This window comes from Streptomyces sp. V4I2 (genome assembly GCF_030817655.1).
In the GTDB taxonomy this organism is placed as follows: domain Bacteria; phylum Actinomycetota; class Actinomycetes; order Streptomycetales; family Streptomycetaceae; genus Streptomyces; species Streptomyces plumbiresistens.
On the sequence record NZ_JAUSZM010000003.1, the window covers coordinates 8686552 to 8708255 of the forward strand.

The following is a 21704-nucleotide window of genomic DNA, read 5'->3' on the forward strand; positions in this document are numbered from 1 at the left end:
ATGAACGGCTCGCGCATCGCCGCTGTCGGCCATTACCAGCCCGCCAGGGTACTCACCAACGAGGACCTGGCGGGCATGGTCGACACCAGCGACGAGTGGATCAGGTCCCGGGTGGGCATCCGCACCCGCCGTATCGCCGGTCCCGACGAGCCGGTCGACGAGCTGGCCGCGCACGCCGCCGCCAAGGCGCTCGCGGCGGCCGGCCTCACCCCCGCCGACATCGACCTGGTGCTGGTGGCCACGTCGACCGCGGTCGACCGTTCGCCGAACATGGCCGCCCGGGTCGCCGCCCGGCTCGGCATCCCCTCACCCGCCGCGATGGACATCAACGTCGTGTGCGCCGGCTTCACCCACGCCCTGGCCACCGCCGACCACACCGTGCGGGCGGGCGCGGCGACCCGCGCCCTGGTCATCGGCGCCGACAAGATGTCCGAGGTCGCGGACTGGACCGACCGTACGACCTGCGTGCTCGTCGGCGACGGCGCGGGCGCCGCGGTGGTCGAGGCTGCTCAGACGGAACCCGGCATCGGGCCGGTCCTGTGGGGGTCGGTGCCCGAGATGGGGCACGCGGTACGGATCGAGGGTCAGCCCGCGCGGTTCGCGCAGGAGGGGCAGAGCGTCTACCGCTGGGCGACCACGCAGTTGCCGCCCCTCGCCCGCCGGGCCTGCGAACGCGCCGGCCTCACCCCCGCGGACCTCGCCGCGGTCGTGCTGCACCAGGCCAACCTGCGCATCATCGACCCCCTCGCCCAGAAGCTGGGTGCCGTCAACGCCGTGATCGCGCGCGATGTCACCGAATCGGGTAACACCTCCGCCGCGAGCATTCCGCTCGCGTTCTCCAAGCTGGTGGAGCAGGGCGCCATCTCCACGGGGGATCCGGTGCTGCTCTTCGGCTTCGGCGGGAACCTGTCGTACGCCGGACAGGTGGTCCGCTGTCCCTGACGTGCCCTTACAACGGGATGTGACGAGGCCAACTCGCCAATCCTCTGGCACCTGTGCACCGTAGACTGTAGACTGTAGACGAAAGACAATCGATACTGGGTCTACGGGTTGCACCGGCCTTTCACGGCTGCTGTGCACAGCCCGCAGAGGAGGGGGACCGCGATGTTGTCGACAGGACTGCCGCAGGGAGCAGTGCCCAAGCTCGAACGGCCGGGCCCACTGCGGGACCGCGTCTACGAGGCGCTGCTCGAACTCATCACCACCCGCGCCCTGCAGCCCGGCCAGCATCTCGTGGAGAGCGAACTGGCCGGGCATCTCGGAGTCTCCCGGCAGCCGGTGCGCGAGGCCCTGCAGCGGCTGAACACCGAGGGCTGGGTCGATCTGCGCCCCGCCCAGGGCGCGTTCGTGCACGAGCCGACCGAGGAGGAGGCCGACCAACTCCTCACCGTGCGCACCCTGTTGGAGGCCGAGGCCGCCCGGCTGGCCGCCGCGAACGCGGACAAGGCGGGCATCCAGGTACTGGAAGAGATCCTGAAGCAGGGCAGGCTGGCGGTCGCCTCGGACGACGTGGACGCCGCCGTCGCCCTGAACGCCCGCTTCCACGGGAAGGTCATGGAGCTCGCGGGCAACGCGGTCCTCGCCGAACTCGCGGCACAGGTCGACCGGCGGGTGCGCTGGTACTACACGCCGGTCGCCCGGCAGCGCGGCAACCAGTCCTGGATCGAACACCGGGACCTGATCGCCGCGATCGCCGACCGCGACGAGCAGCGCGCCACCGAGCTCATGCGGGAACACACCGAGCACACACGCCGCTCGTACCACGCCCGCCAACAGCCTTAGCTCTCGCGGTACTTACCGTGCGCGCCGGGTCCTGCCGACATCAACTGCCGGTCTCCCGTGCTGCTGACCTCACGGCGCCCGCCGCTCAGAACGCGTCCGCGTGCGCCCTCGCCCAGTCGGCGAAGGCGCGCGGCGCCCGGCCGGTGACCTCCCGGACCGTCGGCAGGACCACCGACTCGTCCAGGGTGCCGTCGACGAAGAAGGCGAAGAACGCGTCGACGTACGGCGTCGGCATGCGCGCCTCCAGCTCGGCGCGCGTCTCCTCGTGCGTCAGTCCTACGGCGCGCAGGTCCCGCCCCAGCACCTCGCCGAGGACGCGGACACGGTCGGCGGGCAACAGCGCCTCGGGGCCGGTCAGTTCGAGGACCCGGCCCGCGAACTCGTCGGACAGCAGGGCGCTCAGGGCGGCCTGCGCGATGTCGTACGGATCGATGTCGGTGGTGTACACGTCCGGGAAGGGCACCCGCACCGTGTCGCCCTTGCGGATCTGGTCGGCCAGTTGCAGCGCGTTCGACATGAAGCTGGTCGGCCGCAGGCAGGTCCACGCGAGCCCCGACTCCCGCACCGCCGTCTCCGCGTCGATCAGATAGCCGGCGACCGCGTTGGCCGTGTCGCCGGTGCCCGCCGACTTCCCCGACAGCAGGACGACCCGCTCCACTCCCGCGTCCCGCGCATTCGCCAGGACCTGGCGCTGACCGCCGTAACCAGGCATCAGGAACAGGGCGGTTACGCCGTCCAGCGCGTCCCGCACGGTCTTTGGCCGGTTCAGGTCGCCGGCCACGGCCTCCACCCCCGACGCCGCCGACGGCAACCCGTCCCTCCGGCCGGTCCGGCTCAGCGCCCGCACCGGCCGACCGGCCTCGGCCAGGGCGCCGACGAGTTCGGCGCCCACATTCCCCGTGGCACCCGTCACCAGAATCACACGGTCCCCCTCTCGCCCGGGCCGTGCCCGGCCCGGGTGTCGCGCCCATCCTGCGGTGCCGGGGCGGGGGACACCAGGGTGCGGACCGTCTTTGTCCTGTGAGGAGGAAAAGTCTGCGGCAATCCGTGCACGACTTCTTCCCACCTTCGGCAGCCGCTGCTACGTTCCCCTCGAAAGCCAGCCGACCGGTGGCCGATTGAGGCGGGGAGGGGCTCGTGAGACGCATGACGGCTCGACCCGCGAACGCGCATCAGGCCCGCCTGCTGAAGCTGCTGCGGGACGGCGGCCCCAACTCCCGTGCCCAACTGGGAGACCAGGTCGACCTGTCGCGGTCCAAGCTGGCCGTGGAGGTCGACCGGCTGCTGGAGACCGGCCTGGTCGTGGCCGACGGACTCGCCGCCTCGCGCGGCGGCCGCCGCTCCCACAACATCAGGCTCGCCCCCAGCCTGCGGTTCCTCGGCGTCGACATCGGCGCGACCTCGGTCGACGTCGCCGTCACCAACGCCGAACTGGAGATCCTCGGCCATCTCAACCAGCCCATGGACGTACGCGAGGGCCCGGTCGCGGTCTTCGAGCAAGTCCTGTCCATGGCCGCCAAGTTGAGGGCCTCGGGACTCGCGGAGGGCTACGACGGCGCCGGCTTCGGCGTCCCGGGCCCGGTCCGCTTCCCCGAGGGCGTGCCGGTGGCTCCGCCGATCATGCCGGGCTGGGACGGCTTCCCCGTGCGGGAGGCGCTCAGCCAGGAACTCGGCTGCCCGGTCATGGTCGACAACGACGTGAACCTGATGGCGCTGGGGGAGATGCACGCGGGCGTCGCACGCTCCGTGCGCGACTTCCTCTGCGTCAAGATCGGTACCGGCATCGGCTGCGGCATCGTCGCCGGCGGTGACGTCCACCGCGGGGTGACGGGCAGCGCGGGCGACATCGGGCACATCCAGGCCGTGCCCGACGGACGACCGTGCGCCTGCGGCAACCGGGGCTGCCTGGAAGCCCACTTCAGCGGGGCGGCCCTCGCCCGGGACGCCACGGACGCGGCCCAGCAGGGTCTGTCGGTGGAACTCGCGACCCGCCTGGAGACGAACGGCGGGCTCACCGCCGTCGACGTCGCCGCCGCGGCCGCCGCGGGCGACGCCACCGCCCTCGACCTGATCCGTGAGGGCGGCGACCGCGTCGGCCAGGTCATCGCCGGCCTGGTCAGCTTCTTCAACCCCGGCCTGGTGGTGATCGGCGGCGGGGTGACCGGCCTCGGCCACACCCTGCTCGCCGCCATCCGCACCCAGGTCTACCGCCAGTCACTGCCGCTGGCCACCGGCAACCTGCCCATCGTCCTGGGGGAGTTGGGTCCCACCGCCGGAGTCATCGGCGCGGCCCGCCTCATCAGCGACCACCTGTTCTCACCCGCGTAAGCACCGACTTCATACGTTCCACGCCCATACGCTCCACAGCCGACTGCATACCCTCACCAGCCGACTTCCTACATCAGCCAACCGACTTCATACGGCATATCGCCGACTGGATACAGCTCATGGGCACCTCGCCCTACCCCGCCCTGCCCTGATTCCGGCCCGCACGCCTGCCAGGGGGACCCGCACATGGCACCCGAACCAACGCTGCTCAGCATGTCCGGCATCACCAAGTCGTTCCCCGGAGTCCGGGCCCTCGACGGCGTCGACCTCGACGTCCAGGCCGGAGAGGTGCACTGCCTGCTCGGCCAGAACGGCGCCGGCAAGTCCACCCTCATCAAGGTCCTGGCCGGCGCCCACCAGCCCGACACCGGCACCATCCGCTGGCGCGGCGAGGACGTCACCCTCCGTTCGCCGATCGCCGCGATGCGCCTCGGCATCGCCACCATCTACCAGGAACTCGACCTGGTGGAGCACCTGTCGGTGGCGGAGAACGTCCACCTCGGCCATGAACCCACGGCGGCCGGTTTCGTCGTACGGGGCAAGGCGGCACGAGCATCAACGGCCGCTCTGCTCAAGCGGCTCGGGCATCCGGAGATCGATCCGGCCCGCCTGGTGGGGGAGTTGTCGGCCGCCCAGCAGCAGATCGTGTCCATGGCGCGGGCGCTCTCGCACGACGTACGGCTGATCGTGATGGACGAGCCGTCCGCCGCCCTCGACCCGGACGAGGTCGACAACCTCTTCCGGATCGTCGGCGACCTCACCGCCGACGGCGTCGCGGTCGTCTACATCTCCCACCGGCTGGAGGAGATCCGCCGCATCGGCGACCGGGTGACCGTCCTGAAGGACGGGCGGGCGGTCGCGGTCGGACTGCCCGCGAAGTCGACGCCGACCCGCGAGGTCGTCGCGCTGATGACGGGACGCAACGTGGAGTACGTGTTTCCCGAGCGGCCGGCGTCGGCCCCCGGCGGCACTCCGGTCCTGGAGGTGCGCGGGCTGGCCCGCGAGGGCGAGTTCGAACCCCTCGACCTGAGCATCCGTCCCGGCGAGATCGTCGGCCTCGCCGGACTCGTCGGCTCGGGCCGCTCCGAGATCCTGGAGACGATCTACGGCGCCCGCAAGCCCACCGCCGGCCGGGTCAGCGTCGACGGACGCCCGCTGCGGCCCGGCAGCGTCCGCGCCGCCGTCCGCGCCGGCCTCGGACTCGCCCCCGAGGAACGCAAGGCGCAGGCCCTGCTGATGCTGGAATCGGTCACCCGCAATGTCTCCGTCTCCTCCATGTCCCGCTTCGCGCGGGCCGGTTGGATCGACCGGGGCGCCGAACTGGGGGCCGCGCGGGCCGCGACCCGCGAGCTGTCGCTGCGTCCCGACAACCCGAACGTTCCGATCCGCACCCTGTCCGGCGGCAACCAGCAAAAGGCCGTCCTGGCCCGCTGGCTGCTGCGCGGCTGCCGGGTGCTGCTGCTCGACGAACCGACCCGCGGGGTCGACGTCGGCGCCCGCGCCGAACTGTATGCAGTCGTCCGTCGACTGGCTGACGAAGGCCTCGGCGTGCTGCTGGTCTCCAGCGAGGTCCCCGAGGTCCTCGGCCTCGCCGATCGTGTCCTGGTGCTGCGCGAGGGCCGCGTCGTCCACACGGCACCCGCCCGCGACCTCGACGAACACCGCGTACTCGACCTCGTCATGGAAGGAAGCCCCGCGTCATGACGCAGCCCGTCTCCCCGCCCCGGGACAGCGCCGACAAGGTGCCGTCGGTGAACGAAGCCCCGGCCTGGCGGTCCCTGATGTTCCGCGCCGACGTGCGCACCCTCTCCCTCCTCGGAGTGCTCGCCGCGCTGATCCTCATCGGAGGCATCACCAAGCCGGACGAGTTCCTCGACACCCGCAACCTCCAACTCGTCCTCACCCAGGCCTCGGTGATCGGTGTCGTCACCGTCGGGATGACCTTCGTCATCACCTCGGGCGGCATCGACCTGTCCGTCGGCGCCATCGTCGCGCTCGCCTCGGTGTGGGCGACCACGGTCGCCACGCAGGAGTACGGCTTCGCGGGCATCCTCTTCACCGCGGTGATCGTCGGCGTCGGGTGCGGCCTGGTCAACGGGTTGCTCATCGCGTACGGCGGGATGGTCCCGTTCATCGCCACCCTCGCCATGCTGGCCTCCGCGCGCGGGCTCGCCCTGCAGATCACCGACGGCCGTACGCAGATCGTCACCGTCGACGGCATCCTCGACCTCGGCGAACGCGACTCCTACGTGCTCGGCGTCCCACCCCTGGTGATGGTGTTCGCGGTCGTGACGATCATCGGCTGGCTGGTGCTGAACCGGACCACCTTCGGACGCCGCACGGTCGCCGTCGGCGGCAACGCGGAGGCCGCCCGGCTCGCCGGCATCGACGTACGCCGCCAGCGGCTGTACCTCTACCTGCTGTCCGGACTGTGCTGCGGCATCGCCGCCTTCCTGCTCATCATCCTGTCCGGCTCCGGCCAGAACACCAACGGCAACCTCTACGAACTCGACGCCATCGCGGCCGCCATCATCGGCGGCACCCTGCTCAGCGGGGGTCGCGGCACCATCACCGGCTCCGTGCTCGGCGTCCTGATCTTCACCACGATCACCAACATCTTCGCCCTGAACAACCTGCAGAGCGACGTCCAGCAGATCGCCAAGGGCGCGATCATCGTCGCCGCCGTGCTGGTCCAGCGCCGTACCGCGAGCACGAACTGAGGAAAGGGTTCACCGCCATGCCAGAGCCGACTTATCCGAGCCGCTTCACCAGTCGCAGAGGACTGCTCTTCGGGACCGCCGCCGTCTCGGCCGGTGCCCTCCTCGCGGGTTGCACCAGCAACGACTCCAGTGACGACGAGCCGGCGGCGAACGACCAGCCGGCCGCCGAGGACAAGCCCGGCAAGGAGGTCACCATCGGCTTCGCCGGCCCGCAGGCCGACCACGGCTGGCTCAACGCCATCAACGACAACGCCAAGAAGCGGGCCGAGAAGTACTCCGACGTCACCCTGGAGATCACCGAGGGCTCGAACGACACCGCCCAGCAGATCGGGCAGATCGAGACCCTCATCAACAAGAAGGTCGACGTCCTGGTCGTCCTGCCCGCCGACGGCAAGGCCCTGACCCAGGTCGGCCTCAAGGCGATGCGCGCGGGCATCCCGGTCGTCAATCTCGACCGGATCTTCAACACCCCGCAGGCGTACCGCTGTTGGATCGGCGGCGACAACTACGGCATGGGCCTCAGCGCCGGCCACTACATCGGTGAGAAGCTCAAGGGGAAGTCCGGTGCGCGGGTCATCGAACTGGCCGGCCTCGACAACCTGGAGCTGACCAAGCAGCGCACCCAGGGTTTCGACGACGCGCTGAAGAACTACCCCAACATCCGCAAGGTGGCCCGCCAGGCGGCCGACTTCACGGTCGAGTCGGGGCAGGCCAAGATGGCCCAACTCCTGCAGGCCCAGTCGAAGTTCGACGCCCTGTGGAACCACGACGACGACCAGGGCGTGGGCGCGCTGCGCGCCATCGAGCAGGCCGGGCGCGACGACTTCCTGATGGTCGGCGGTGCGGGCGCCCTGTCCGCCTTCCAGGCCATCAAGCAGGACAACGGCGTCCTGAAGGCGACCGTCCTCTACCCGCCGACCATGGCCGCGTCCGCGATCGACCTCGCCCGCGCCCTCGGCCAGGCCAAGGGCGTGAGCGGTCTCGCCGAGTACGAGATCCCGGCGTCGATCACGCTCTACTCCGCCGTCGTGGACAAGGACAACGTCGACCAGTACATGTCCACCGGCTTCAAGTGAGGCGTTTTGCCGAAGGCGCCCGGTTCCTCGACGGTCCGGGCTGCACCCCCCACCGCGCCACCACGACGAGGAGGACATCGCCCATGGCACAGCCGCAGCAGTCAGCAGGAGCGGAGGCGAAGGGGCCGGACATGGCCGGGGCCGACAGTCCGGAGCGGGCCGAGGCGGGCAGCCCGCAGCCGGCCGCCGCCGAGAAGCCGCCGCTGCGCGTCGGCATGATCGGTTACGCCTTCATGGGCGCCGCCCACTCGCAGGGCTGGCGGACCGCGGGCCGCGTCTTCGACCTGCCCCGCACCCCGGTCCTGGCCGCGCTCTGCGGGCGGGACGCGGTGGCCGTCCGCGCGGCGGCCGACCGGCACGGCTGGGCGTCCGCCGAGACCGACTGGCGTGCCCTGATCGCGCGGGACGACATCGACCTCGTCGACATCTGCACCCCCGGCGACAGCCACGCCGAGATCGCCCTCGCCGCGCTGGCCGCGGGCAAGCACGTGCTGTGCGAGAAGCCCCTCGCGAACACCGTCGAGGAGGCCGAGGCGATGACGCGGGCGGCCGAAACGGCGTACGAGCAGGGCAGGGTGGCGATGGTCGGCTTCAACTACCGCCGGGTGCCCGCCACCGCCCTGGCTCGTTCGATGGTCGCCGAGGGCCGCCTCGGCAGCCTGCGCCACGTGCGGGTGACGTACCTTCAGGACTGGCTGGTGGACCGGGAGTTCCCGCTCACCTGGCGGCTGCGCAGGGAGGTGGCGGGCTCGGGCTCGCTCGGCGACCTGGGGGCGCACATCGTCGACCTCGCCCAGTACCTGGCGGGGGAGCTCCTGGCCGGGGTCTCCGCGCTCACCGAGACGTTCGTACGGGAGCGCCCGCTGCCCGGCGGCCCCAGCAGCGGCCTGACCGCGGTCGCCGCCCACGGCACCGGTCAGGTCACCGTGGACGACGCCGCCCTGTTCACCGGCCGCTTCACCTCCGGCGCCCTCGCCTCCTTCGAGGCCACCCGGTACGCCACCGGCCGCAAGAACGCCCTGCGCATCGAACTCAACGGCGAACTCGGCTCGCTCGCCTTCGACCTGGAGCGCCTCAACGAGCTCGCGTACCACGACGGTACGGAGCCCGGAGCGCACGCCGGCTTCCGCCGCATCCTCGTCACCGAACCCGACCACCCCTACCTGGACGCCTGGTGGCCGCCGGGCCACGGCCTCGGCTACGAGCACACCTTCGTCCACCAAGCCCGTGACCTGGTCCACGCGATCGCCGAGGGCCGCCGGCCCGAGCCCTCCTTCGCCGACGGGCTCCAGGTGCAGCGCGTCCTGGCCGCGGTGGAGGAGAGCGCCGAGAAGAACTCCGTCTACACGCCCATAGCGGCCTGAGGAGGCCCCGCGACATGCCGCGCACCTTCACGCTCTTCACCGGCCAGTGGGCCGACCTGCCGCTCGAAGAGGTCTGCCGCCTCGCCCGCGACTTCGGCTACGACGGCCTCGAACTCGCTTGCTGGGGGGACCACTTCGAGGTCGACAAGGCACTCGCCGACCCGTCGTACCTCGACTCGCGCCACCAACTCCTCGACAAGTACGGCCTCAAGTGCTGGGCCATCTCCAACCACCTGGTGGGCCAGGCCGTCTGCGACGCCATCATCGACGAACGGCACCGGGCGATCCTGCCGGCCCGCATCTGGGGCGACGGAGACGCGGAGGGCGTGCGGCGGCGGGCGGCGGCCGAGATCGCCGACACCGCCCGCGCCGCGGCCGCCTTCGGCGTCGACACCGTCATCGGCTTCACCGGCTCCTCGATCTGGCATCTGGTCGCCATGTTCCCGCCCGCGCCGGAGTCGATGATCAAGCGTGGCTACGAGGACTTCGCCGAACGGTGGAATCCGATCCTCGACGTCTTCGACGCGGAGGGCGTGCGGTTCGCGCACGAGGTCCACCCCAGCGAGATTGCATACGATTACTGGACGACTGTATGCGCGCTGGATGCAGTCGACCGTCGACCGGCTTTCGGCCTCAACTTCGACCCGAGCCACTTCGTGTGGCAGGACCTCGACCCGGTCGGCTTCCTGTGGGACTTCCGCGACCGCATCTACCACGTCGACTGCAAAGAGGCCCGCAAGCGTCTCGACGGACGGAACGGCCGCCTCGGCTCCCACCTGCCCTGGGGCGACCCGCGGCGCGGCTGGGACTTCGTCTCCGCGGGCCACGGCGACGTCCCCTGGGAGGACGTCTTCCGGATGCTTCGTTCCATCGACTACCGGGGGCCCATCTCCGTGGAGTGGGAGGACGCCGGCATGGACCGGCTGCAGGGCGCCCCGGAGGCCCTGGCCCGCCTCAAGGCGTACGACTTCGAGCCGCCGTCGGCTTCCTTCGACGCGGCGTTCGGCGGCAACGAATAGAGCAAGCTCGTTGCCTCTTCAGTGAGTTCCGGGATGACGGCGCATCCCGGCGAACCGCACCCGCATGTACAACCAGCCCCATTCTGGAGGCATCCGTGCACGGGAACGACCGCACCACCAGCACCGACAGAATCGAGACCCACAGACGACGCCTGCCCTTCCGCAAGGCAGCCGCCCTCTTCACCGGGGCACTGCTCGCGGGCGCGTCCCTCACCCTCACCACACCACAGGCCGGCGCAGCCGTCGCCGACCCGGGAGCCGCACCCGCCGCCCCGGCCGCCTCCGCCGCCGAGGACTTCCAGCAGGTCACCCTCGCCAAGGGCGAGCCGGAGGTCGGTGAGCCCATGTCGCTCGCCGTCCTCCCCGACCGTTCGGTCCTGCACACCTCGCGCGACGGCGAACTGCGCCTGACCGACGCGGCCGGCAACACCAAACTCGCCGGCAAGCTCGACGTCTACTCCCACGACGAAGAGGGCCTCCAAGGCATCGGCGTGGACCCGGACTTCACGACCAACCGCTTCATCTACCTCTATTACGCACCCCCGTTGAACACCCCGGCGGGCGACGCCCCCGAGACGGGCACCGCGGCCGACTTCGCACCCTTCGACGGCGTCAACCGCCTCTCCCGGTTCGTCCTGAAAACGGACGGCACCCTCGACGCCGCCAGCGAGAAGAAGATCCTCGACGTCCCGGCCTCGCGCGGCCTGTGCTGCCACGTCGGCGGCGACATCGACTTCGACGCGGCGGGCAACCTGTACCTGTCGACGGGCGACGACACCAACCCGTTCCAGTCGGACGGCTTCACCCCCATCGACGACCGGGACGGCCGCAACCCCGCCTTCGACGCCCGGCGCTCGTCCGGCAACACCAACGACCTGCGCGGCAAGATCCTGCGCATCAAGGTGAACGCCGACGGCTCGTACACGGTCCCCGACGGCAACCTCTTCGCACCCGGCACGGACAAGACCCGGCCCGAGATCTACGCGATGGGCTTCCGCAACCCGTTCCGCTTCAGTGTCGACAAGGAGACCGGCATCCTCTACGTCGGCGACTACGGCCCCGACGCCGGCGCCGCCGACCCGGCTCGCGGACCGGCCGGCCAGGTGGAGTTCGCGCGGGTCACCGGTCCAGGGAACTTCGGATGGCCGTTCTGCACGGGCGACAATGACCCGTATATCGCATACGATTTCGCGACCGGTGTATCCGGTGCACCGTTCGACTGCAGCGCACCGAAGAACACCTCGCCGCACAACACCGGCCTCACCGATCTGCCGCCCGCCCAGCCGGCCTGGATCCCCTACGACGGCGGGTCCGTGCCCGAGTTCGGCACCGGCTCCGAGTCCCCGATGGGCGGCCCGGTCTACCACTACGACGCCTCCCTCGACTCGCCGGTGAAGTTCCCCGAGGCCTACGACGGCGACTTCTTCGCCGGGGAGTTCGGACGGCGCTGGATCAAGCGGATCGTCAGCGACGACAGCGGCACCGTGCAGTCCATCAACGACGTGCCGTGGACCGGCACCCAGATCATGGACATGGCCTTCGGCCCCGACGGCGCGCTGTACGTCCTCGACTACGGCCTGTCCTGGTTCGGCGGCGACGAGAACTCGGCCCTGTACCGCATCGAGAACGCCACCGACGGTCACTCCCCGGTCGCGCAGGCCGCGGCGAGCCGGACCTCGGGACAGGCCCCGCTGAAGGTGGGCTTCTCCTCCGCGGGCACCACCGACCAGGACGGCGACGCCCTCACCTACAGCTGGGACTTCGGCGACGGCAGCACGTCGACCGCGGCGAACCCGACCCACACGTACCGCAAGAACGGCACCTACACCGCGACCCTGACCGCCAAGGACCTGAGCGGACGCACCGGCAGCGCGAGCGCGCAGATCGTCGTGGGCAACACCGCGCCCAAGGTGACGCTCGAACTCCCGCGCGACGGCCAGCTGTTCAGCTTCGGGGACGCGATCCCGTTCAAGGTCCGGGTCACCGACCCCGAGGACGGCAGGAACATCGACTGCTCGAAGGTCAAGGTCACCTTCATCCTCGGCCACGACACCCACGGCCACCCGCTGACCTCCGCCAACGGCTGCACCGGCACCATCCAGACCAGCGCCGACGGCGGCCACGACGACGACGCCAACATCTTCGGCGTGTTCGACGCCGAGTACACCGACGGCGGAGGCGGCGGCCAAGCCCCGCTCACCACCCACGACCAGAACGTCGTCCAGCCCGAGCACCGCCAGGCCGAGCACTTCGGCACATCCTCCGGCGTCGCGGTCATCGACAAGGACACCGCGCACGGCGGGAAGACGGTCGGGGACGTGCACAACGGCGACTGGATCGCCTTCACGCCGTACGCCCTCGGCAACGCCAAGAAGATCACCGCACGGGTCTCCTCGGCCGGCACGGGCGGCACGCTCGAGATCCGCGCCGGGTCCGCGAAGGGCACGCTGCTCGGGAAGGCGACCGTGCCGGTGACCGGCGGCTGGGACACCTTCCAGGACGTCGCCGCAGACCTGGCCCGCGCCCCGCGCGGTACGACCACGCTGTACCTGGTCTTCAAGGGCAGTGGCTCCGGAGCCCTGTACGACGTGGACGACTTCACCTTCACGACCGGCTGACAGGAGGTGACCACGATGCATTCAACCAGACGTCTGGCCACGGCAGTTGTGGGCACGGCGCTGCTCCTGGGCTGCGTCTCGGAACCGGCCGCCTCGCAGCCGGCCGACGACAGACGGGTCCTCGTCTTCTCCAAGACGGCCGGCTTCCGCCACGACTCGATCCCCGACGGTGTCGCTGCCGTCCAGCAGCTCGGCGAGAGTGCCGGGTTCAAGGTCGACGCCACGGAGGACGCGGGCGCGTTCACCGGACGCAACCTGCGGCGGTACGACGCGGTCGTGTTCCTGTCGACGACCGGAGACGTCCTCGGACCCACCCAACAGGCGGCCTTCGAGGGCTACATCCGGCACGGCGGCGGCTACGTCGGCGTCCACGCGGCCGCCGACACCGAGTACGACTGGGAGTTCTACGGCGGCCTCGCCGGCGCCTACTTCGAGTCGCACCCGGCGATCCAGCCCGCGACCGTCAACGTGGAGGACCGCGCCCACCCGGCGACCTCGGACCTGCCGAAGACCTGGGAACGCACCGACGAGTGGTACAACTACCGCTCGAATCCCCGGGAACGGGCCCATGTCCTCGCCTCGCTCGACGAGTCGTCGTACACCGGCGGCACCATGCACGGCGACCACCCGATCGCCTGGTGCCAGACCTACCAGGGCGGCCGCGCCTTCTACACGGGCGGCGGTCACACGAAGGAGTCCTACGCGGATCCTGCATTCCGCAGACACCTGGCCGGCGGAATCCTGTATGCAATAGGCGATGTCCAGGCGGACTGTCGACCGGAGACCGGATACCGTCCGCTCTTCGACGGCAGCTCGCTGGATGGCTGGCAGCAGGCCGGGCCGGGCTCCTTCCCCCTGGACGACGACGGCACGATCACCTCGTCGGGCGGCATGGGCATGCTCTGGTACGCCGACCAGGCCTTCGGGTCGTACTCGCTGAAGCTCGACTGGAAGATGGCGAGCGAGTCCGGCGACGACAACTCCGGTGTGTTCGTGGGTTTCCCGCCCTCGGCCGACCCGTGGTCGGCGGTGAACAACGGGTACGAGATCCAGATCGACGCCACCGACGTGCCGGAGAAGACCACCGGTTCCGTCTACGGCTTCCGGTCCGCCGACCTGGCCAAGCGTGACCGCGCGCTGAACCCGCCGGGGGAGTGGAACACGTACGAGATCCGCGTGGAGGGCGAACGCCTTCGCGTCTGGCTCAACGGCGTGAAGATCAACGATTTCACCAACACCGATCCGGCCCGGAGTCTCAGGGACGGCCATGTCGGCATCCAGAACCACGGAGCCGACGACCGGGTGTCCTTCCGTGACATCCGGATCAAGGAACTGCCCGCGAAGTCCTCGGCGCGAACGGCGTCGCAGGGCGACTGAGCGGCGGCGGGCGGGGGACGCCGGACTCCCGCCCGCCGCCTTTTCCCACCTCGGAGTGTGTACGACCGCCGGGTGTTCGTACGGCTCAGGCGGCCGCGACTGCCCCAGCGGTCGTAGGGACCCAGCGGTCGTATGCCCCGTGTTCTTACGACGTGTTCGACAAGGAGGCCGCCCATGTCCGCGTCCGTTTCCGCATCGCGCGTCGGTGTGTGGCTGATCGGGGCGCGTGGCTCCGTCGCCACCACCGTTGTGGCGGGCTGCGCCGCCGTGAGCGCCGGCCTGCACCCACCGACCGGTTTGGTCACCGAGACGCCCGAGTTCGCCGACAGCGGCCTGCCTGCCCTGGTGAACCTCGTCTTCGGCGGCCACGACACCCTGGACTGCCCGCTGCCCAAACGGGCGGAAGCGCTGGCCGCCGGCGGTGTCCTGCCGTACGGCCTGCCCGCGGCGATCGGCGCCGAACTGACCGCCGCCGACCGGGAGATCCGACCCGGCGGCCCGGCCCCGGGGGACACCCGGAGCGAGGACGAGCTGATCGCCGCCTTCGCCGCGGACATACGGGACTTCGTACGACGGCGGGACCTGGACCGGGCGGTCGTGGTGAACGTCGCCTCCACGGAGTCGGCGGCAACCGGCACCGACCTGCCCGCCAGCTCCCTCTACGCGGCGGCGGCCCTGCGCGCGGGCTGCCCGTACGTGAACTTCACCCCGTCGACCGGCCTGCACCACCCGGCGCTAGCGCCGCTCGCCGCGTCCTCGGGGCTGCCGTACGCCGGCCGGGACGGCAAGACCGGCCAGACCTTGCTCCGCTCGGTGCTGGGCCCGATGTTCAGGCAGCGGGCGCTCGCCGTGCGGGCCTGGTCCGGCACCAATCTGCTGGGCGGGGGTGACGGAGCCGCCCTCGCCGACCCGGCGGCCGCGGCGGCGAAGAACGCGGGCAAGGAGCGGGTCCTCGCCGACACCCTCGGCTCGGTCCCCGAGGGCGAGGTCCACATCGACGACGTCCCCGTCCTCGGTGACTGGAAGACCGCCTGGGACCACATCGCCTTCGACGGCTTCCTCGGCGCCCGGATGATCCTCCAGGCCACCTGGCAGGGCTGCGACTCCGCCCTGGCCGCCCCTCTGGTCCTCGACCTGGCCCGCCTGGTCGCCCGCGCCCACGAGCGGGGTCTGACCGGCCCGCTGACCGAACTGGGCTTCTACTTCAAGGACCCGGTGGGGGAGGGGCCGTCGGCGCTGGGGGAGCAGTACGCGGCCCTGGTGGGGTTCGGGGAGCGGTTGCGGGGTGACGTGCGATGAGCGGCCCGAGCGGTGGCGCCGGCAACGCGGCCGGAGCCCCGTCCACAAGAGCGGCCTGGGCCGAACTGCTGCGCCTGCCCGCCCTGTTCACCGTCCCGGGCGACGCCCTCGCCGGGGCGGCCGCGGCCGCCGCGCGCCCGAACTCCCGCACCTTGCTCGCCATCTGCTCCTCCCTCTGTCTGTACGAGGCCGGCATGGCCCTCAACGACTGGGCCGACCGGCACGAGGACGCCGCGGAACGCCCGCACCGTCCCCTTCCTTCCGGCCGCATCCGCCCCGCTGCGGCCCTCGCGGCGGCCGGCGCCTTCACCGGAGCCGGCCTCTCCCTGGCCGCCTGTGCCGGCCGCCCCACCCTCGCCGTCGCGACGAGTTTGGCGGCCACCGTCTGGGCGTACGACCTCGGCCTCAAGCGCACCCCGGCAGGCCCCGTCGCCATGGCGGCGGCCCGCGGCCTGGACCTGCTGCTCGGTGCCACCGCCTCGACGAGCTCGCGGACGTTCAGGAATGCGGGGACGATCCCGGCCACCCGCACCGCGAGCGGCCTGCGCCGAGCCCTTCCGTCCGCCGCCCTCCTGGGCGCGCACACCCTCACGGTCACGACCGTCTCACGGCGGGAGACCCAGGGCGGCGCACCCCTGGCCCTCCTGACGGCCCTGGCCACGACCACCGCACTGGCCCGGCTCCTGACACGTCCCTCCATGAGGCGGGGACCAGGCGCTTCCGCATCCCCGTCCGACCTCGCCCTGTGCACCGCCCTCGCCGCCGCCTATGCCACGACCGCAGTCCGCCCCTACTTCCACGCCGCCCTCAACCCGTCACCCCCGCTCACCCAACGAGCCGTCGGCGGTGGCATCCGGGCCACCATCCCCCTCCAGGCCGCACTCTCCGCCCGCTCCGGCGCCCCGGTCTCCGCGCTGCTCACGGCGGCCCTGGCCCCGCTCGCCGGGAGGTTCGCGAGGAAGGTGAGCGTCACATGAACCCCGAGGCCCTCTACCGCGAGACCGGACCGCACGCCGCGGCGGACATCCCGTCGCCCGGTCCCGCGACGACCCCGCGCTTCTCCGAAGCCCACCCCCTCCGCTTCGGCTACGGCACCAACGGCCTCGCCGACCTCCGTCTCGACGACGCCCTCACCCTCCTTGCCGACCTCGGCTACGACGGCGTCGGGCTGACCCTCGACCACATGCACCTGGACCCGCTCGCGCCGGACCTGTCCACCCGCACCCGCCGCCTCGCGCACCGGCTGGACGAGCTCGGGCTGTCGGTCACGGTGGAGACGGGCGCCCGCTATGTGCTCGACCCCCGGCGCAAGCACGGTCCCTCCTTGCTGGACCCCGACCCGGACGACCGTGCCCGCCGAGTCGACCTGCTGATCCGCGCGGTCCGGGTGGCCTCCGACCTCGGTGCGCACGCCGTCCACTGCTTCAGCGGGATCACGCCGGCGGGGACGGACCCGGACACGGCATGGAAGCGTCTGGCCGAGACGCTCGCTCCCGTCCTGGACGCCGCCACCCGTGCCGGCATTCCGCTGGCCGTCGAACCCGAGCCCGGCCACCTCCTCGCCACCCTCGCGGACTTCCACCGACTCCGCCGTTCCCTCGGCGACCCGGAGAACCTGGGCCTGACCCTGGACATCGGCCACTGCCAGTGCCTTGAGCCCCTGCCGCCCGCCGAGTGCGTACGCGCCGCCGGCCCCTGGTTGCGCCACGTCCAGATCGAGGACATGCGCCGCGGCGTCCATGAACACCTCCCTCTCGGCGCCGGGGAGATCGACTTCCCGCCCGTGCTCGCCGCTCTGTCGGCCGTCGGCTACCAGGGCCTGACCGTCGTCGAACTGCCCCGCCACTCCCACGCCGGCCCCCACTTCGCCGAACTGTCCCTTCCGTTCCTCCGTCACGCGGCGGCGCCCTCACAAGGGAGCACCTCATGACCCACACCCACGCCGACCCGGCGACCCCGGCGGCAGGCATCACGGGCACCACCCTCGCCCACACCCCGCCGGCCGACCTGCACAGCCGTATCGCCGCCCACCTCGGCGGAGCCGCCCGTGCCTGGCTCGACCAGGCCCTCGAGGAGGCCGCCGCACATCCCGGCACGCACGGGCCCATCTCCGTATGGGAGCTGCGGCTCGCCGAGGCCGGACGCCGCTGCGGCGCCGCGCACGCCGACGCCGTACGCGTCCTCATCCTGCACGCGGCCCACGCCGACACCGGCGCCCTCACCCGGGTCTACCTCCAAGGCACCGCCGCCGAACGCCGGGCCGTCCTGCACGCCCTGCCCCACCTGGTACCCGGCCCGGACGCCCTCCCACTCGTCGAGGACGCCCTGCGCACCAACGACACCAGCCTCCTCGCCGCCGCGGTCGGCCCGTATGCCGCCCGGCACCTGCCCGTCCACCAGTGGCGTCATGCCGTCCTGAAGTGCCTCTTCACCGGTGTGCCCGTCGACGTCGTGGCCGACCTGGACCGCCGTGCCCACGGCGACGCGGAACTCGCCCGCATGCTCGGCGACTACGCCGCCGAACGCACCGCAGCGGACCGCCCGGTCCCCGCAGACCTGTACCGCGTCCTGACCCTGACCGACCCCACGGCCACCCCACCGGCCACGCAGGGCAACCACGACGGCGAGGAACTCTGATGCGCATCTTCGACCCCCACATCCACATGACCTCCCGCACCACCGACGACTACGAGGCCATGCGCGCCGTCGGCGTCCGGGCCGTCGTCGAGCCGTCCTTCTGGCTCGGGCAGCCCCGCACCTCTCCCGCCTCCTTCCTCGACTACTTCGACTCGCTGCTGGGCTGGGAGTCCTTCCGCGCCGCCCAGTACGGCATCGCCCACCACTGCACGCTCGCCCTCAACCCCAAGGAGGCGAACGACCCGCGCTGCGTCCCCGTCCTCGACGAACTGCCCCGGTATCTCGTCAAGGACCAGGTGGTGGCCGTCGGAGAGATCGGCTACGACTCGATGACCCCCGCCGAGGACACCGCTCTCGCCGCCCAGCTCCAGCTCGCCGCCGACCACGAGCTGCCCGCGCTCGTCCACACCCCGCACCGCGACAAACTCGCCGGCCTGCGCCGCACCCTCGACGTCATCGGGGAGTCGGCGCTGTCCCCGGAGCGGGTCCTGGTCGACCACCTCAACGAGACCACCGTCAAAGAGGCCAAGGACAGCGGCTGTTGGCTGGGCTTCTCCGTCTATCCGGACACCAAGATGGACGAGGAGCGGATGGTCGCGATCCTTCGCGCGTACGGTCCCGACCGGGTGCTGGTGAACTCTGCCGCCGACTGGGGCCGCAGCGACCCCCTCAAGACCCGCAGGGTCGGCGACCTGATGCTGGCCGAGGGCTTCACCGAGGACGACGTCGACCGGGTGCTGTGGCGCAACCCCGTCGCGTTCTACGGCCTCAGCGGCCGGCTGAACCTGGACGTCGCCCCGCCCGATGTCACGCACGAGGGCAACTCCGTGCTGCGCGGCGGGGAGTGAGCGATGCGCTTCCGCCATCCCGACGGCTCCACCGTCCACCTCGCCTACTGCACCAATGTGCATCCCGCCGAAACTCTCGACGGCGTCCTGGCCCAGCTCCGCGACCACTGCGAGCCCGTCCGACGGCGCCTCGGCCGCGACCGCCTCGGTATCGGCCTGTGGCTCGCCAGGGACGCCGCCCACGCCCTCGTCACCGACCCGTCCGCCCTGCGCGCGCTGCGCACCGAACTCGACCGGCGCGGCCTCGAGGTCGTCACCCTCAACGGCTTCCCCTACGAGGGCTTCGGCGCCGAGGAGGTCAAGTACCGCGTGTACCGGCCGGACTGGGCCGACCCCGAACGCCTCGACCACACCACCGCCCTGGCCCGAGTCCTGGCCGGCCTCCTCCCCGACGACGTCACCGAGGGCAGCATCTCCACCCTGCCCCTGGCCTGGCGCACCGCTCTGCCGCGCACCTCCGGCACCGCGAGAGCGGACGGTACGGCCACGGCAGCGCGCGCCGAGACGGGCCGCACCGCTCTGATCGCCCTCGCCCAACGACTGGACGCCCTGGCGGAGTTGACCGGACGCTCCATCCGCGTCGGTCTCGAACCCGAGCCCGGCTGCGTCGTCGAGACCACCGCCGACGCCATCGCCCCGCTCACCGCGATCGGCCACGACCGCATCGGCATCTGCGTCGACACCTGCCACCTCGCCACCTCCTTCGAAGACCCGCACACCGCCCTGGAGGCGCTCACCCACGCCGGTATCCCCGTCGTCAAATCCCAGCTCTCGGCCGCCCTGCACGCCGAACACCCCCATCTCCCCGAGGTCCGCGAGGCCCTGGCAGCCTTCGACGAACCCCGCTTCCTGCACCAGACCCGCACCCCCACCGCCGCAGGCCTCCGCGGCACCGACGACCTCGGCGAGGCCCTCAAGGGCGACACGCTTCCCGACGGGGCCCCCTGGCGCGCCCACTTCCATGTCCCGCTGCACGCGGCACCCACCGCGCCCCTCACCTCCACGCTCCCCGTCCTGAAGGCCGCCCTGACCCGGCTCGTCGGCGGCCCGCGCCCGCTCACCCACCACCTCGAGGTCGAGACCTACACCTGGCAGGCGCTCCCGCCCGAGCTGCGGCCCCGCGCCCGTGCCCAGCTCGCCGACGGCATCGCCGCCGAACTCACCCTCGCCCGCGACCTGTTGACGGACCTCGGCCTGAAGGAGCTCCCATGAGCACCCACCGGACCACTCCGGGCCCGACCCCCCTCCTCGTCCTCGACGTCGTCGGTCTCACCCCCCGCCTCCTCGACCACATGCCCCACCTCAAGGCACTCGCCCGGTCCGGCTCCCGCGCGCCGCTCGGGACCGTCCTGCCCGCCGTCACCTGCGCCGCCCAGTCCACGTTCCTGACCGGCACCCACCCCTGCGAGCACGGCATCGTCGGCAACGGCTGGTACTTCCGCGAACTCGGCGACGTACTCCTGTGGCGTCAGCACAACGGTCTCGTCGCCGGAGACAAACTCTGGGACGCCGCCCGCCGCGCGCACCCCGGCTACACCGTCGCCAACATCTGCTGGTGGTACGCCATGGGCGCCGACACCGACATCACCCTCACCCCCCGTCCCATCTACTACGCCGACGGCCGCAAGGAACCCGACTGCTACACCCGGCCCGCCGACCTCCACGACGAACTCACCGAGAAACTCGGCACCTTCCCCCTCTTCCACTTCTGGGGACCCGGCGCGGACCTGGTCTCCAGCCGCTGGATCATCGACGCGACCCGGCATGTCATCCGCACCCGCCGACCCGACCTGACGCTCTGCTACCTCCCCCATCTCGACTACGACCTGCAGCGGTACGGTCCCGACGACCCGCGCTCCCTCAAGGCGGCCGCCGACCTCGACGCGGCGCTGGCTCCGCTCCTGGACGACGCCCGCGCCGAGGGCCGTACCGTCGTCGCCCTGTCCGAGTACGGCATCACCCGCGTGGACCGGCCCGTCGACATCAACCGCGCCCTGCGCCGCGCCGGTCTGCTGGAGGTGCACACGCAGGACGGCATGGAGTACCTCGACCCGATGGCCTCCCGCGCCTTCGCGGTCGCCGACCACCAGATCGCGCACGTCTACGTCCGCCGGCCGGAAGACCTCGACGCGACCCGGGCCGCCCTCGACGGCCTGCCCGGCATCGAGCAACTCCTGGACGACGAGGGCAAGAAGGCCCATCACCTCGACCATCCGCGCTCCGGCGAACTCGTCGCCGTGGCGGAGCCGGACGCCTGGTTCACGTACTACTACTGGCTCGACGACGCCCGCGCGCCCGACTTCGCGCGACTGGTCGAGATCCACCGCAAACCCGGCTACGACCCGGTCGAACTCTTCATGGACCCGCTCGACCCCTACGTGAAGGTGAAGGCGGCCACGGCACTGGCCCGCAAGAAGCTCGGCATGCGCTACCGCATGGCAGTCGTGCCCCTGGACCCCTCACCTATTCGCGGCAGCCACGGCCGCCTCCCCGAGAGCGACGACGACGGTCCGCTCCTCATCTGCTCCACCCCCCGCGCTGTCGGCGACCGCGTAGCGGCCACCGATGTGAAAGCACTGCTGCTCCAACTGGCCGGTCTCGGCTGACCGGCCCCGTCCGACCTGTCTCTTGCGACT

General features: G+C 71.5%; 18 protein-coding genes. 17 read left to right on the forward strand and 1 reads right to left on the reverse strand.

Annotated elements, in window-relative coordinates; genetic code table 11:
* Both QFZ76_RS40670 and QFZ76_RS40675 read left to right on the forward strand, forming a co-directional pair.
* Entirely contained in the window at positions 1-942 is a 942-nt protein-coding gene (locus QFZ76_RS40670) for a beta-ketoacyl-ACP synthase III (RefSeq protein WP_307678361.1), read from the forward strand.
* Positions 943-1104: 162 nt separating this feature from the next.
* Positions 1105-1782: a GntR family transcriptional regulator gene (locus tag QFZ76_RS40675; RefSeq protein WP_266450118.1), complete on the forward strand. Its 678-nt coding sequence runs from the start codon at positions 1105-1107 to the stop codon at positions 1780-1782.
* 85 nt (positions 1783-1867) lie between these two features.
* On the opposite strand, the gene QFZ76_RS40680 is transcribed toward QFZ76_RS40675, so the two are convergent.
* Positions 1868-2704, reverse strand: a complete 837-nt coding sequence (locus QFZ76_RS40680; RefSeq protein WP_307678362.1) for an NAD(P)H-binding protein — start codon at positions 2702-2704, stop codon at positions 1868-1870.
* A gap of 224 nt (positions 2705-2928) precedes the next feature.
* On the opposite strand from QFZ76_RS40680, the gene QFZ76_RS40685 reads away from it, so the two are divergent.
* The 15 genes from QFZ76_RS40685 (at position 2929) to QFZ76_RS40755 (ending at position 21674) form a co-directional block, all read left to right on the forward strand.
* The gene (locus QFZ76_RS40685) at positions 2929-4110 is read left to right on the forward strand and encodes an ROK family transcriptional regulator (RefSeq protein ID WP_307678363.1); all 1182 of its coding nucleotides are present in this window, start codon (positions 2929-2931) and stop codon (positions 4108-4110) included.
* Positions 4111-4296: 186 nt separating this feature from the next.
* On the forward strand, positions 4297-5814 hold the full coding sequence (locus QFZ76_RS40690) for a sugar ABC transporter ATP-binding protein (RefSeq protein ID WP_307678364.1): 1518 nt from the start codon (positions 4297-4299) through the stop codon (positions 5812-5814).
* Positions 5811-6830, forward strand: a complete 1020-nt coding sequence (locus tag QFZ76_RS40695) for an ABC transporter permease (RefSeq protein WP_307678365.1) — start codon at positions 5811-5813, stop codon at positions 6828-6830. Before QFZ76_RS40690 ends, QFZ76_RS40695 begins: the two co-directional genes overlap by 4 nt.
* 17 nt (positions 6831-6847) lie before the next feature.
* A complete protein-coding gene (locus QFZ76_RS40700) occupies positions 6848-7906 on the forward strand; it encodes a substrate-binding domain-containing protein (RefSeq protein ID WP_266450125.1) in 1059 nt (352 codons plus the stop codon).
* A gap of 83 nt (positions 7907-7989) precedes the next feature.
* Complete coding sequence (locus QFZ76_RS40705) at positions 7990-9270, forward strand: Gfo/Idh/MocA family protein (RefSeq protein ID WP_307678366.1); 1281 nt, start codon at positions 7990-7992, stop codon at positions 9268-9270.
* 14 nt (positions 9271-9284) lie between these two features.
* On the forward strand, positions 9285-10289 hold the full coding sequence (locus QFZ76_RS40710) for a sugar phosphate isomerase/epimerase (protein WP_307678367.1): 1005 nt from the start codon (positions 9285-9287) through the stop codon (positions 10287-10289).
* 95 nt (positions 10290-10384) lie between these two features.
* A complete protein-coding gene (locus QFZ76_RS40715; RefSeq protein WP_307678368.1) occupies positions 10385-12907 on the forward strand; it encodes a PQQ-dependent sugar dehydrogenase in 2523 nt (840 codons plus the stop codon).
* A 15-nt stretch (positions 12908-12922) separates the two neighbouring features.
* Positions 12923-14284, forward strand: a complete 1362-nt coding sequence (locus QFZ76_RS40720; protein WP_307678369.1) for a ThuA domain-containing protein — start codon at positions 12923-12925, stop codon at positions 14282-14284.
* Between the two features lie 174 nt (positions 14285-14458).
* On the forward strand, positions 14459-15583 hold the full coding sequence (locus QFZ76_RS40725; protein ID WP_307678370.1) for an inositol-3-phosphate synthase: 1125 nt from the start codon (positions 14459-14461) through the stop codon (positions 15581-15583).
* Positions 15580-16560: an SCO3242 family prenyltransferase gene (locus QFZ76_RS40730; RefSeq protein ID WP_307678371.1), complete on the forward strand. Its 981-nt coding sequence runs from the start codon at positions 15580-15582 to the stop codon at positions 16558-16560. Before QFZ76_RS40725 ends, QFZ76_RS40730 begins: the two co-directional genes overlap by 4 nt.
* Positions 16557-17513 carry a sugar phosphate isomerase/epimerase gene (locus QFZ76_RS40735; protein ID WP_307678372.1) on the forward strand — a complete coding sequence of 319 codons (957 nt, stop codon included), beginning with the start codon at positions 16557-16559 and terminating at the stop codon, positions 17511-17513. The genes QFZ76_RS40730 and QFZ76_RS40735 overlap by 4 nt, the downstream gene beginning before the upstream one ends.
* Positions 17510-18220: an EboA domain-containing protein gene (locus tag QFZ76_RS40740; protein WP_307678373.1), complete on the forward strand. Its 711-nt coding sequence runs from the start codon at positions 17510-17512 to the stop codon at positions 18218-18220. The genes QFZ76_RS40735 and QFZ76_RS40740 overlap by 4 nt, the downstream gene beginning before the upstream one ends.
* Positions 18220-19068 carry a TatD family hydrolase gene (locus QFZ76_RS40745; protein ID WP_307678374.1) on the forward strand — a complete coding sequence of 283 codons (849 nt, stop codon included), beginning with the start codon at positions 18220-18222 and terminating at the stop codon, positions 19066-19068. The genes QFZ76_RS40740 and QFZ76_RS40745 overlap by 1 nt, the downstream gene beginning before the upstream one ends.
* Positions 19069-19071: 3 nt before the next feature.
* Positions 19072-20280: a metabolite traffic protein EboE gene (gene eboE, locus QFZ76_RS40750; RefSeq protein WP_307678375.1), complete on the forward strand. Its 1209-nt coding sequence runs from the start codon at positions 19072-19074 to the stop codon at positions 20278-20280.
* Positions 20277-21674 carry a nucleotide pyrophosphatase/phosphodiesterase family protein gene (locus QFZ76_RS40755; protein WP_307678376.1) on the forward strand — a complete coding sequence of 466 codons (1398 nt, stop codon included), beginning with the start codon at positions 20277-20279 and terminating at the stop codon, positions 21672-21674. The genes eboE and QFZ76_RS40755 overlap by 4 nt, the downstream gene beginning before the upstream one ends.
* Positions 21675-21704: the final 30 nt, after the last annotated feature.

Excerpts from the sequence above, each read along its gene's own strand:
- QFZ76_RS40730 (WP_307678371.1), top strand. The coding sequence starts at position 15,580 with ATGAGCGGCCCGAGCGGTGGCGCCGGCAACGCGGCCGGAGCCCCGTCC.
- QFZ76_RS40675 (WP_266450118.1), top strand. The coding sequence starts at position 1,105 with ATGTTGTCGACAGGACTGCCGCAGGGAGCAGTGCCCAAGCTCGAACGG.
- QFZ76_RS40685 (WP_307678363.1), top strand. The coding sequence starts at position 2,929 with ATGACGGCTCGACCCGCGAACGCGCATCAGGCCCGCCTGCTGAAGCTG.
- QFZ76_RS40695 (WP_307678365.1), top strand. The coding sequence starts at position 5,811 with ATGACGCAGCCCGTCTCCCCGCCCCGGGACAGCGCCGACAAGGTGCCG.
- eboE (WP_307678375.1), top strand. The coding sequence starts at position 19,072 with ATGCGCTTCCGCCATCCCGACGGCTCCACCGTCCACCTCGCCTACTGC.
- QFZ76_RS40705 (WP_307678366.1), top strand. The coding sequence starts at position 7,990 with ATGGCACAGCCGCAGCAGTCAGCAGGAGCGGAGGCGAAGGGGCCGGAC.
- QFZ76_RS40725 (WP_307678370.1), top strand. The coding sequence starts at position 14,459 with ATGTCCGCGTCCGTTTCCGCATCGCGCGTCGGTGTGTGGCTGATCGGG.
- QFZ76_RS40755 (WP_307678376.1), top strand. The coding sequence starts at position 20,277 with ATGAGCACCCACCGGACCACTCCGGGCCCGACCCCCCTCCTCGTCCTC.
- QFZ76_RS40740 (WP_307678373.1), top strand. The coding sequence starts at position 17,510 with ATGACCCACACCCACGCCGACCCGGCGACCCCGGCGGCAGGCATCACG.
- QFZ76_RS40670 (WP_307678361.1), top strand. The coding sequence starts at position 1 with ATGAACGGCTCGCGCATCGCCGCTGTCGGCCATTACCAGCCCGCCAGG.
- QFZ76_RS40710 (WP_307678367.1), top strand. The coding sequence starts at position 9,285 with ATGCCGCGCACCTTCACGCTCTTCACCGGCCAGTGGGCCGACCTGCCG.
- QFZ76_RS40690 (WP_307678364.1), top strand. The coding sequence starts at position 4,297 with ATGGCACCCGAACCAACGCTGCTCAGCATGTCCGGCATCACCAAGTCG.
- QFZ76_RS40720 (WP_307678369.1), top strand. The coding sequence starts at position 12,923 with ATGCATTCAACCAGACGTCTGGCCACGGCAGTTGTGGGCACGGCGCTG.
- QFZ76_RS40700 (WP_266450125.1), top strand. The coding sequence starts at position 6,848 with ATGCCAGAGCCGACTTATCCGAGCCGCTTCACCAGTCGCAGAGGACTG.
- QFZ76_RS40735 (WP_307678372.1), top strand. The coding sequence starts at position 16,557 with ATGAACCCCGAGGCCCTCTACCGCGAGACCGGACCGCACGCCGCGGCG.
- QFZ76_RS40745 (WP_307678374.1), top strand. The coding sequence starts at position 18,220 with ATGCGCATCTTCGACCCCCACATCCACATGACCTCCCGCACCACCGAC.